The sequence below is a fragment of the Rhizorhapis sp. genome, from assembly GCF_035276005.1.
GTDB lineage: Bacteria > Pseudomonadota > Alphaproteobacteria > Sphingomonadales > Sphingomonadaceae > Rhizorhapis.
In genome coordinates, this window is the sequence record NZ_DATEMB010000005.1 from 57,291 (window position 1) to 69,391 (window position 12,101).

Genomic DNA, 12,101 nt, shown 5'->3' on the forward strand with positions numbered 1-12,101 from the left:
ACCGGATGCTAGCCCTGTCCTCCACGACCATGGCCGTCCTGGGGGCGATTGCGGCTCTTTGGCTGATTGGTGCGGGCGCGGCTATTTACGCTGGCCTGTCAATGCGCCGCCGGGCAGCCTTTGCGGCAGAACAGGCGGACCGGCTGGCGACGCTGCTGGAATCGGCGCCCGCGTTGCCGGTCATGGTGCGGGCCGACGGGCGGCTCGATGCGCCGGACCGTCTGGCGGGCTGGCTAGGGCTGGAGAGCGTTCCCAAGTTCATATCCCAACTCACTGAAGCCGAAGGCGGATTGAAGCCGGAGGATGGCCAAACGCTGGCCCGTGACATCAGTGCGGCGCAAAAGGCCGGGAAGAGCTTCACGCGGCCAGTCAGCGCGCAGGGGTCCTCAAGGGCATTGCTGGTGAAGGGGGCTCCCGCCGGTGCTGGCGTTTCGGGTCCGGGAGCCGTAATCCTGTGGCTGTTTGATGCAACCGACAGCCAGATCGAAATAGTGGCTCTCACGGAAGAGAAGGACAGGCTCGCCCGTGCCCTGGAATCGCTGGCGGGTGTCATTGAAGCGGCCCCCATGCCGATGTGGCACCGCAGTCCCGATCTTCGCTTGTCCCTCGTCAACTCTGCCTATGTGCAATCGGTGGATGCGAAGGATGCGCAGGAAGTCATTCTGAACGGCCTGGAACTTGTTGAGCCTATCGATGGCCTCTCACCGATAGCGGCCGCCGCCACGGCGCTCGAATCCGGCGTGTCCTATGCAAGGCTGGTGCCCGCCACGATCGACGGCGAGCGGCGGATGATGCGAGTCGTTGACGTGCCGCTGGGGGAAGCCGGGGTCGCGGGCTATGCCATCGACATGCATGAACTGGAGCAGGCGCGTAGCGAATATAAGCGGCTGGCAGAGGCGCAGCGCGACATGCTGGACCGCCTGTCCGCAGGAGTGGCGCAATTCGCAGCGGACCGGACGCTGCGCTTCTCCAACCAGCCCTTCCAGCGTCTGTTCGGCCTTCGCACCGAAAACCTGGCCGATGCTCCTGAGTTCGATCGGGTTCTCGACGCCATGCGCGAGGCGGGGCGGCTTCCGGGCAGCCGTGACTTCCCGGCCTGGCGGGCGGAGCGGCGGGACTGGTTCCTTTCGACCCAGTCCGTCGAGGAAAATTGGCTTCTGCCCGACGGCATGCATTTGCGGGTATTTGCCCAGCCCTTGCCCGACGGTGGGCTGTTGCTGATCTTTGAAGACCGGACGGAGCAGGTTCAGCTTTCCAGCGCCCGGGACACCTTGCTGCGAGTGCGCGCAGCCACTTTCGACAATCTGTTCGAAGCCATTGGCGTCTTTGCCTCCGATGGGCGGCTGCACCTGTGGAACAACCGTTTCAAGAAGATCTGGGGCTTTGAGGAAAAGGTCCTTGCTGAACATCCGCGCGTCGATCAGTTAATGGAAAGGGTTGCTCACAAGTTGCTGAAACCCGATCAAATTGCGGTCGTCCGTGAACTGGTTCGCTCCGCCACGGTGGAACGCAAGCAGCGGGGCGGGCGGGTTGCCTTCGCGGATGGGCAGCATTTCGAGTTCGCGGCCATTCCGTTGCCCGACGGCAACGCGCTTTTCACCATGCTGGACGTGACCGACAGCCGCCGGATCGAGCAGGCCTTGAGGGACCGCAACACTGCGCTGGAAGAGGCCGACCAGATCAAGACTGCTTTCGTGTCGAACATGAGCTACGAACTGCGTACGCCGCTCACATCCATTGCGGGCTTCACGGAAATGCTGGAGGCTGGCTATGCCGGGGAACTTCCAGACCAGGCCAGGGAATATGTCGGCGCCATCATGGAAAGCGTGGCCCGCCTCTCCAGCCTGATCGACAATGTCCTTGACCTGACGCAAGGCGAAGCCGGAGCCCTGCCGTTGCACATGCGGCCCGTGGACCTTGGCGATCTGATCCAGGAACGGGCCGGACATTACCGGAGTGACGCAGAGGCCAAGGAGATCGAGCTTGCGATCCAGGCCGACAAGAGCCTTGGCGTGGTATCGGGCGACAGCCAGCGGCTCGGCGAAGCCATAGACCATCTCCTGGCCAACGCAATTCGATATACCCATGCCGGCGGACGCGTTCTGCTTCATGGGGAAGGTGACCGCCAGTCCGCCCGGATCGTTGTCTCGGACAATGGTCCGGGCATGGACGTCAAGGCGCAGGCGCTGGCGTTCGATCGATTCAAACGGGCTGAACAGGCGAAGAAAGGAGAGTCGCTGGGCTTTGGCCTTCCACTCGCGCGGCAATTGGTGGAGGCGCATGGCGGCACGCTGAACCTGGTGTCGGAACTTGGCGAGGGAACGGCCATCACCATGGAGTTGCCGCGCGGATGATCATCGGGACTGAAGCGGAGATGCTGGCGCTCGGGGCACGGTTGGCGCAGGTGGCGAGACCCGGCGATGCGATCGCGCTGGAAGGAGGGCTGGGGGCCGGAAAGACTACGCTGGCCCGAGGGTTGCTCGCTGCCTTGGGACTGGAGGAGGAAGCCCCCAGCCCGAGCTTTGCGATCGTGCAGCCCTATGACCCGCCGCTGGTTCGATACCCGGTGACTCATGTCGACCTCTACCGGCTGGAGGATGCGGCAGAGATAGGGGAACTCGCGCTTGGCGAACTGCTGCAGGACAGTCTTCTTCTCATCGAATGGCCAGAACGGATGGGCGGCTCGCTGTGGCCCCACAGCCTCGTTCTGACGATCGAAGCGCTGCCTGATGGATCGAGGCGCTTGACAGCAACGGTGCCTGCTGCATGGAAAGAGCGATGGCCATTGAAATGATCCCGCCCGCCGCCGCGCCTGCCTTTCTTGATACCGCCGGCTGGGCCGATGCGCGTATTCTTCCGCTTGCGGGAGATGCGTCTTTCCGCCGTTATTTCCGCATCATCGATGATGAGGCCGAGCGGCGTGCCGTGCTGATGGACGCACCCCCGCCGCATGAGGATCCGCGCCCTTTCCTGAAGGTAGCGGATCACCTGCTGGGGCAGGGCTTCGCAGCACCGCAAATCTATGCGCGGGACCTTGATCATGGTCTGGTGTTGCTGGAGGATTTCGGTGACATCCGGGTGCGGGAGTATCTGGAGGCAGCCCCGCATGAGGAGCATAGCGTTTATGAGCGCGCCGTTTCCCTCCTTGCCGATCTGCATACGCGCCCGGCCGCTGAATTGCGGCCCTATGACCGTTCCGAATATCAGCGCGAGGCAGGGCTGCTGACCGAATGGTATTGCCCGGCGGCAGGGCTGGAGGTCGACGCGGCCGCCTATCGCACCGCCTGGGATCAGATCCTGCCGGTCGCCGAAGAGGATGATGCGCCCAAGGTGACGGTCCTGCGCGACTATCATGCCGAAAATATCATGCTGGTTCCCGATCATGAGGCCTCTCATGGGCTGGGTCTGCTCGATTTTCAGGACGCATTGGTGGGCCATCCGGCCTATGACCTGGTCTCGCTCTTGCAGGATGCGCGCCGCGATGTTCCGCCAGAGCTCGAGGCGGAGATGATCGCCCTCTACAAGCGCCTCGCCAGGCCCAACGGCCATTTCGACGCCGCCTATGCGGTTCTTGGCGCTCAGCGGAACGCAAAGATCATCGGTATCTTCACCAGACTGTGGAAACGCGACGGAAAGCCCCGTTACCTGTCTTTCCTACCCCGCATGTGGGACCTGCTCGAACGGGATCTCAAACATCCGGCTCTGGCGCCGGTCGCCGCCTGGTTTGCGAGCAATGTGCCGGCGGCAAAGCGCCATTATGCGTTGGCGGAGCATCAGGAAGCATGAAGAACGGAATGCCCGTGAAAACCGCGATGCTCATGGCGGCGGGACTTGGCAAGCGCATGCGGCCGCTGACGGCCACGCGGCCAAAACCGCTCGTGAAGGTGGCTGGCAAGCCATTGCTGGATCATGCGCTGGATCGTCTTGAGGCGGGCGGGATTCAGAAGACGGTGGTGAATGTCCATTATCTTCCCGACGCGCTCATAGCGCACGTCCGCGCTCGGAAAAGCTCCATGGACATTGTGATCTCCGACGAACGGGACAAGCTGCTGGAAACTGGTGGCGGCCTCGTCAAGGCGCTTCCCGTGCTGGGGGAAGAGCCGTTCATCTGCGCCAATAGCGACAATATCTGGATCGACGGTCCCGAGGACACGATCGAGATGCTGGGCAGTCATTGGAACGATGAGAAAATGGACGCTCTGCTGCTGCTCGTGCCGCATGCACGGGCGAATTGCCACAAGGGGCCCGGCGATTTTCACATGGACGAACTGGGAAGGATTACGCGCCGCCGGTCAGGCAGGCTGGCGCCCTTCGTGTTCACCGGGGTCCAACTTGTATCGCCACGGCTGCTGCGCGATCCTCCGGGTGAGGCCTTTTCCACAAATCATTTCTGGAATCGGGCCATAGAGGAAGGCCGCCTTTACGGTGTGTCGCATGAAGGGCTGTGGTTCGACATAGGCTCGCCCGGCGCAATCCCTAAGGCCGAAGCCATCATCGCCGGTGGCTAGCGCCGAAAAACCTTCCGTCTTCACCATTCCGGCCCACCGGGCCTTTGCCGACGCCTTGGCAGCGGGCCTGATCGCGCAGCATGGAAAGGACCAGATGGGGCTTGCACGGGGCATCATCCTCGTGCCCACCAATCGTGCCGCCCGGTCCATCAGCGAGGCCTTCGTACGACGGGCAGAAACAGGCTTGCTGCTACCCCGGCTGGTCCCCGTTGGCGATCTCGAACTGGGCGAAAAGCTCGGCAGCGCGCTTGATCCCATAGGAGCGGACGCGGACATTCCGCCCGCCATCCCGCCCATGGAACGCCAAATGATCCTGGCCTGCCTGGTGCAAGACGTCCGCGCCGCCGCTGGGCGCCCCGTCGATGCGGGAGAGGCTATGCGGCTGGGCATGGCCCTGGCGCAGACGCTGGACCAGCTTCTGGTGGAGAGGTTGGGACCTGAGAAATTGAAGGACCTCAATATTTCAGTCGACTTGTCAGAACATTGGCACAGGTCATTGGAGCTGTTGAATATTCTTCTTGATAGGTGGCCCAGGGAATTGGCGCTCCGCGGACTGGTCGATGCGGCGGAAAGACGAAACCGGCTGCTTTCCCATATTGCGGCGCGTTGGCGCAATGAGCCGCCCCCCGGCTTTGTGGTGGCGGCCGGCATTGCAACGCCTGCGCCGGCCGTGGCCGAGCTTTTGTACCGCGTCGCGCGCATGGAGCGCGGCGCCGTTGTCCTCCCCGATCTCGACCTCCACATGACGGCGGAAGAATGGGACAGTATCGGTCCGTTCGACGCGGATCCCGTTTCGGGCTTTCGAAAACGCCCGATTGAGACGCACCCGCAATTTGCATTGAAGCTGCTGCTCGACCGGATGGGAATCCATCGGGACGAAGTGGCGATGTGGCGCTGGGGCGGCGGGCATGATGCTCGAGCCGTCCGCAGCAGGAATATCTCCAACGCTCTTCTGCCACCCAGGCTGACGATCAAGTGGCGGGATCTGGAGACGGCTGAGCGCAATCTCGCGGGCGTGCGGGCGCTTGAAGTGGCGACGCCCGCTGACGAAGCTCAGGCCATTGCCATCGCTCTGCGCGAGGCATTGGAAACGCCCGGCAAGACGGCGGCGCTCGTCACTCCCGACCGGGCACTTGCAACGCGTGTCTCGGCCCATCTGAAGCGCTGGGGGGTGGAGGCGGACGACAGCGCCGGCCGGCCCCTCAGCGAACTGCCTCCCGGTACTTTGCTGATCGCGATTGCCGAGGCCGCCGCCGAAAGATTTGCGCCTGTCCCGCTCCTCGCATTGCTCAAACATCCTCTGGTCAATGCCGGGGAAGGGCGCCTGCCCTGGCTCGAACAGGTAAGACGCCTCGATCTGGCCCTGAGGGGACCGAGACCGGCTGCAGGTATTGAGGGCATTGGCCAGCATATCCAGAAGGCCAAGGTCCAGAACGCCACGCTGCTCGCTTGGTGGAATGACGTCAGTTCCATTCTGGCGCCACTGGAGCGCGCATTCAGTGCATCGAGTGCCCTGCCGATCCAACTGGCTGCGCTTCGCGAGGCGGCGGGGACATTGTCAGGCGAACGGGTCTGGGCCGGGCATCAAGGCCATCAAGCTGCCTCCACCTTCGCCGAGATGGAGGCGGCCGCCGAGGAAGGGCCGCGAGAAACCGACCCGCGTGCCTTATTGTTCCTGCTGCAACAGATACTGTCCGCTACCGCAGTTCGGCCGCCGCAGGGCGGGCATCCGCGCATCGCGATATTGGGCCTGCTTGAGGCCCGGTTGCAGCAGGCGGACCTGATGATCCTCGGCGGGTTGAACGAAGGGACATGGCCCGCGCTTCCGGCGCCCGATCCCTGGCTTGCTCCACGTATTCGGCAGGAACTGGGTCTGCCCGGTCTGGAGCGGCGTATTGGCCTTTCAGCGCATGACCTGGCAAATGCCCTGGGCGCGCCGCAGGTGCTGATCACGCGGGCGCGGAGGGATGCCAGCGCTCCGGCGATTGCCTCACGCTTCTGGTTAAGGCTCAAGGCCATGGCTGGGCAGCAATGGCGCGAAGCCGCCGAATATCGTGACCTCGCATTGGCCATCGACCAGCCGGAAGGGCATTTCCCGGCAACTCAGCCCGCGCCTTGTCCACCCTCGGCAATTCGGCCGAGAGAGATTGCAGTTACCGACGTGGATCGTCTGAAGGCCGATCCCTACAGCTTCTACGCACGGAAGATGCTTGGTCTGGCAGCGCTCGATCCGGTCGATGCGGAGCCCAGCGCAGCTTGGCGCGGAACCGCGGTGCATGACATTCTGGAGAAATGGGCACAGGAAGACGGCTGGGACCCCGCAAAGCTGCATGCCCGGGCCATGGACATGCTGGCGGCGGCGGACGCGCACCCCCTGATGCGGGCTCTTTGGCAGCCACGGCTCATGAAGGCGGTCGAGTGGATCGCGAGGCAGGTGACGGAAAATCTTGCGCAGGGGCGTAGGCCCTTGCTGGCCGAAAAATGGGGCCGATTGAAAATCGCGGACGTCAATCTCTCCGGCAAGGCCGACCGGATCGACCTGCTGCCGGACGGGACGTTGGCAATTGTCGATTACAAGACGGGCAAGCCGCCAAGCGGCAAGCAAGTGGCGGCGGGCTTTTCCATGCAATTGGGATTGCTGGGGCTGATTGCCGAGCAAGGCGAGTTTGATGGGCTGGAAAGCGGACGGATTGCCTCAGCCTTTGAATATTGGTCGATGGGCCGCGACACGAAATCGGATGGCTTTGGCTATTGCCAGAGTCCGGTTGATCCGAAGGGCAGCTATGGGAAGGTCGTGACCGGCGAGTTCACGCAACAGGCTGCACGGCATTTCATTGACGCAGTGGAGAAATGGCTGACGGGAAATGTGCCATTCACTGCTAAGCTCCATCCCGAAATTCCCACCTATGGCGATTATGACCAGCTTATGCGGCTGGAGGAATGGTATGGCCGGGGATCGCAAGGACGCGGGGCATGACGGGCCCCCTCCAACCCTTGAAGGGCAGTCAGAGCCTGGCATCGCACCCCGAGGATCATGTCTGGCTGAGCGCATCGGCTGGGACGGGTAAGACCCATGTCCTGACCGCCCGCGTGTTCCGGCTGCTGTTGCGCAAGGATGTCAGCCCGGAAAATATCCTCTGCCTGACCTTTACCAAGGCTGGCGCGGCGGAGATGGCGGAACGCATCCATAACCGGCTGGCCGCCTGGGTGCAGATGGACGATATGAGCCTCTTCAACGATCTGGAGGCACTGGGAGAAGAGTCCGGGCCCGCCGCGCGGGACCATGCCCGCACGCTGTTTGCGAGCGTGCTTGACGCGAGTGGCGGCGGGTTGCGCATTCAGACGATCCATAGCTTCTGCCAGACTCTCTTGTCTTCTTTTCCGATCGAGGCAGGACTGCTCCCCGGTTTCCACCCGCTTGACGAGCGAGAGCAGAAGAGCATGGCTCGCGCCGCGCTTGCCGACCTTCTCGTCCGCGCAGAGGCGGCCGGGGATGTGGCGCTGATGACCGACATGCAGGCGCTGAGCCTGCGTCTGGGCGAGGAGGGAGCCGCGAATTTCTTGGCGAAATGCGCGGCTGCGCCTGATGCCATGAGGTCATTGCCGCAGCAAATCGGCCCATGGCTGCGGGGGAAGCTGGACCTTCCGCAAGGAGATGTCGAGGCTGCGATCGCTTCCGCCTGTGCCGATGAGTTGTTCGACATCGCGGGCCTCCAGCGGATCGCCACCGCCAACAGGGCCTGGGCGACCAAGACGGCGCTTGAGCATTGCGACCTGATTGCGCGCTGGTGCAGCGCGACAGGGGAGGAAAGGGCCGCGACGCTGGCGGAACTGCTGTCCGTCTTTTGGACGGCCAAGGGGGAGCCGCGCAAATATTCGCCCAAGCTGATCCAGGCCGAGGCCGACTATGAGGCTATTGCGGCGCGGCTTGCCGAATGTTGCAATGGCCTGCTGAAGCTTCGCAGCAGGATTGCCTGGGCGGATCTTTTCGCTCAGGCGCTGTCCGCGGGCCGGGCCTATGCGCATGCTTATGCCGAAGCGAAGCGGATTGCAGGGGCGGTGGACTTCGATGATCTGATCCGCACGACCGTGAGCCTGCTCAACGAAAACAGCATGGCGGATTGGATCCGTTACAAGCTGGACCAGACCACGGACCATATATTGGTCGACGAGGCGCAGGACACAAATATATCGCAATGGCAAATAGTTGCGGCGCTTGCTTCCGATTTCTTTTCAGGCGAAGGGGCAAAGGGCGAGAAGGTCCGCACCATCTTTACCGTAGGCGACTTCAAGCAGGCGATCTTCGGTTTCCAGGGCACCAGCCCAGAGGCGTTTCGCGCTGCGGAAATGTTCTTTTCCCGGAAATCCGAAGACGCCGACCAGCCTTTTCATCGATTGTCGCTCGTTCAGTCCTTTCGTTCCACCCCCCCGGTGCTTGATCTGGTCGACGCCGTCGTTGAGGAATTGGGGAGCGAATGCCTGGGGCTCAGCGAGGGCGCTGACCCGCATCAGAGCGCCGTTCCCCATCCCGGCGAGGTCATTCTCTGGAATCCCGTATCAGCGGCGTCGCTGGCAGATCAGGACAGCGAGGACGAAGGAGAGGAAGACTGGCTGAGCGATGCCGTGCGGGAGCATGCCGCCCGCACCGCAGCTCAGATCGGCGAGTGGCTCGACCAGGGCTTGATGCTGGAAAGCAAGGGCCGCCCGTTGCGTCCGGGCGACGTGATGATCCTTGTTCGGAAACGGAGCGATCTGGCCCGGCTGATCGTGGCGCGCTTGTATGAGGAAAGGGTGCCTGTAGCGGGGATCGACCGCCTGCGCCTCAACGCGCCCCTGGCGGTGCGTGATTTGCTGGCAGCGCTTCGGTTCGCGCTTCAACCCGAAGACGATCTGAACCTCGCCAATCTGCTGGTTTCGCCGCTCATCGGTTGGACCCAGGATGAGTTGTTGGAGCGGGTACGGCGGGACAAGGGGGTTGGCTTGTGGAGCCATTTGCGCCGCACCTTGGGCCAGTCCAATCTTTTGGAGCCGCTCTACGCATTGCTTGGGCAGGCGGATTTCACAACGCCCTATCGTTATCTGGAGAATATTCTTTCAGGTCCGCTCGATGGCCGCAGAAAACTGTTGGAGCGGCTAGGGGCGGAGGCCCGTGATCCGGTCGAGGAATTGCTGAATGCGGCCTTGATATTCGAGAGCGACGCGCATCCTTCGTTGCAGACTTTCGTCGACTGGTTCGATCGGGGCGATGTAGAGATTGTGCGCGATGCGTCCGCTTCGGGAGACGCCGTGCGCGTGCTGACCGTGCACGGAGCCAAAGGTCTGCAGGCCCCAATGGTTATCCTCGCTGATGCGACCGTCGACCCGACGGCGATGGGGAACCGGCGGGGTTTCGACTGGTCCTTGCACGAGGGCCAGCCAAAGCTTCCGGTACTCCCGCCCCGGCGCGGTGAAAAGGTGGAAGTGATCGAAGAAGCCGCCGCCCGGGCAGAGCAGGCGGAATTGGAGGAGCATTGGCGGCTGCTTTATGTGGCGCTGACCAGGGCAGAGGAGAAGCTGATCATTGGGGGGGCGCTTGGCCCGAAAGCGCGGGGGCTGCCGCCGGAACTGAGCTGGTATGCGAAGGTAAAGCTGGCGATGGAGCGTCTGGGGACGGCAGAGGAGGCATCGGTGCGTTGGGGCGCGCAGCGCGTCTATCGCGGTTCCGAGGTCCTTAGTCCTCGCAGGGAGCAGATGGCGGCAGCCGCGATTGCCGAGCCCCAGCGCGATCTGCCGTCCTGGCTGAGGGAGCAGGCGCCGGTGGAGGCACGTCCGCCACGGCCTCTGACACCCTCTGCGCAAGAAGAGGACAGCCTGCCCCATCCGCCGCCCTCGGCAGCCATGCGCGCAGCGGCGGATCGCGGCAAATGCCTGCACGCGCTCTATGAGCGCCTTCCCGCCACCGCACCTGCGGAACGCCGTGGAGCTGCCGATCAATGGCTGCTGAAGGTTCAGCGAGTGAAGGACGCTCCTGTCCGGGCCGAAATCATAGAAAGCACTATGTCGATCATTGAGGATCCTGCTTTTGCCGATCTGTTTTCAACGGAAACGCTGGCCGAGGCGCCCATTGCAGCGGTCGTGGGTGAGGAGGTGATTGCAGGCACGGTGGACCGGTTGCTGGTGACCGGGAGCCTGGTTCGCGTCGTTGACTTCAAGACAGGGAGGTTCGTTCCTGAAGGCCCTGACGATGTGCCGCGGCCGCATCTGCGGCAAATGGCAGCTTATTCGGCTGCCTTGGAGGTGATTTTCCCCGGACGTAGAATTGAGGCGGCGCTTCTCTATACGGCCGGGCCAAAGATGGTCCCGCTGCCGCCCGATCTTTTGCGCTTGCACAAGCCGGGCTTTCCGGGGGCGCAGCAAGAATTTCCATGACGGGAGTTGAGGGTAGCCTGCCGGCGTCCTAGATAGCGCTTCACAGAAGGAGAATTCATATGGCGACCAAGGCGATTTCCGACAGCAGCTTTGCCACCGACGTGCTGGCCTCTGACAAGCCCGTGCTGGTGGATTTCTGGGCGGAATGGTGCGGTCCCTGCAAGATGATCGGCCCGGCCCTGGAGGAGATTTCCGACGAACTCGGCGACAAGGTGATGATCGCGAAGTTGAATATCGACGATCATCCCGATGCGCCGGCCAAATATGGCGTTCGCGGCATCCCAACGATGATCCTGTTCAAAAACGGCCAGCCTGCAGCCACCAAGGTTGGCGCCGCGCCCAAGAGCCAGCTCAAGGGATGGCTTGAAGGCGAGCTTTAAGTTCTCTTATCCAAACAAGACCTTAGCGGCTTCATCCCATAGCTGGGGTGAGGCCGCGCCGAGCAGCCCCCGGCGGTCGTCTCCCACTATATAGGGCGAGCCGTCGGTGCGGCTCAGCCTTCCGCCCGCCTCGTTGAGGAAGATGGCGCCTGCCGCATGATCCCAGGGCAGGCTGCGCTCAAATATCGTAAGGTCATTCTCTCCCAAGACGATGCGCGGATATTGCTCGGCGGCGCAGCGGGGAATCTCGACCGTCTGGAACCTGCCTTCGGACCGCGACTTCATCTCGGCCCGCTGCTCGGGAGTCATGAAATAAGTGGCGAGCGCGGCTATGGGCCGCGCCGCGCCGCTTGGGCGAGCCGTCACGGCCACTTCGTTGATAAAAGCGCCCTTTCCCAAAGCGCCGTGGCACAGGCGATGGCGGACCGGGTCCAATATCCATCCGGCGATGATCTGGCCATTGTCGGTTAAGGCGACCATGATCCCGAATGGAGGCCGTCCAGCGGCAAAATTACCTGTTCCATCAATGGGATCGATGATCCAGTTGAGACCATTTCCCGCTGCGGCCAATATATTCGGATCGGCCGCGCAGGCCTCCTCGCCGATAATCGCGGCTTCGGGAAGGATTTGGGCTAGGCCCTCGCTCAACCGGATTTCGCTTTCCTTGTCGGCTATGGTGACGAAATCGTCCGGTCCCTTTTCCTCGACATGGTGATCGGCGAGATTTTGAAATCGGGGCATGACAATGTCAGCCGCGACTTGCCGCATCAGATCGGCGACGGGGGCGTAGAGTTCGTGCATCTAA

8 protein-coding genes are annotated in these 12,101 nt (G+C 62.7%); 7 read left to right on the plus strand and 1 reads right to left on the minus strand.

Annotated features, from left to right (window positions below; genetic code table 11):
* The first annotated feature begins 5 nt into the window (after positions 1-5).
* Genes VJS46_RS01320 through trxA form a run of 7 tightly spaced genes read left to right on the plus strand, consistent with a single transcriptional unit; the run spans position 6 to position 11,296 of the window.
* Positions 6-2,354, plus strand: coding sequence for a sensor histidine kinase (locus VJS46_RS01320; RefSeq protein WP_324057535.1), 2,349 nt, complete (start codon positions 6-8; stop codon positions 2,352-2,354).
* Positions 2,351-2,794: a tRNA (adenosine(37)-N6)-threonylcarbamoyltransferase complex ATPase subunit type 1 TsaE gene (tsaE, locus tag VJS46_RS01325; RefSeq protein ID WP_324057536.1), complete on the plus strand. Its 444-nt coding sequence runs from the start codon at positions 2,351-2,353 to the stop codon at positions 2,792-2,794. Before VJS46_RS01320 ends, tsaE begins: the two co-directional genes overlap by 4 nt.
* Positions 2,791-3,786 carry an aminoglycoside phosphotransferase family protein gene (locus tag VJS46_RS01330; RefSeq protein ID WP_324057577.1) on the plus strand — a complete coding sequence of 332 codons (996 nt, stop codon included), beginning with the start codon at positions 2,791-2,793 and terminating at the stop codon, positions 3,784-3,786. The genes tsaE and VJS46_RS01330 overlap by 4 nt, the downstream gene beginning before the upstream one ends.
* An 8-nt stretch (positions 3,787-3,794) precedes the next feature.
* Positions 3,795-4,508: a nucleotidyltransferase family protein gene (locus VJS46_RS01335; RefSeq protein ID WP_324057537.1), complete on the plus strand. Its 714-nt coding sequence runs from the start codon at positions 3,795-3,797 to the stop codon at positions 4,506-4,508.
* On the plus strand, positions 4,501-7,485 hold the full coding sequence (addB, locus tag VJS46_RS01340) for a double-strand break repair protein AddB (RefSeq protein WP_324057538.1): 2,985 nt from the start codon (positions 4,501-4,503) through the stop codon (positions 7,483-7,485). Before VJS46_RS01335 ends, addB begins: the two co-directional genes overlap by 8 nt.
* Positions 7,482-10,916, plus strand: a complete 3,435-nt coding sequence (gene addA, locus VJS46_RS01345; protein WP_324057539.1) for a double-strand break repair helicase AddA — start codon at positions 7,482-7,484, stop codon at positions 10,914-10,916. Before addB ends, addA begins: the two co-directional genes overlap by 4 nt.
* Before the next feature lie 59 nt (positions 10,917-10,975).
* Complete coding sequence (gene trxA, locus VJS46_RS01350; RefSeq protein WP_324057540.1) at positions 10,976-11,296, plus strand: thioredoxin TrxA; 321 nt, start codon at positions 10,976-10,978, stop codon at positions 11,294-11,296.
* A gap of 6 nt (positions 11,297-11,302) precedes the next feature.
* On the opposite strand, the gene VJS46_RS01355 is transcribed toward trxA, so the two are convergent.
* Positions 11,303-12,097 (minus strand): inositol monophosphatase family protein, encoded by a 795-nt coding sequence (locus tag VJS46_RS01355; RefSeq protein ID WP_324057541.1) that lies wholly within the window; start codon positions 12,095-12,097, stop codon positions 11,303-11,305.
* Between the last annotated feature and the right edge of the window lie 4 nt (positions 12,098-12,101).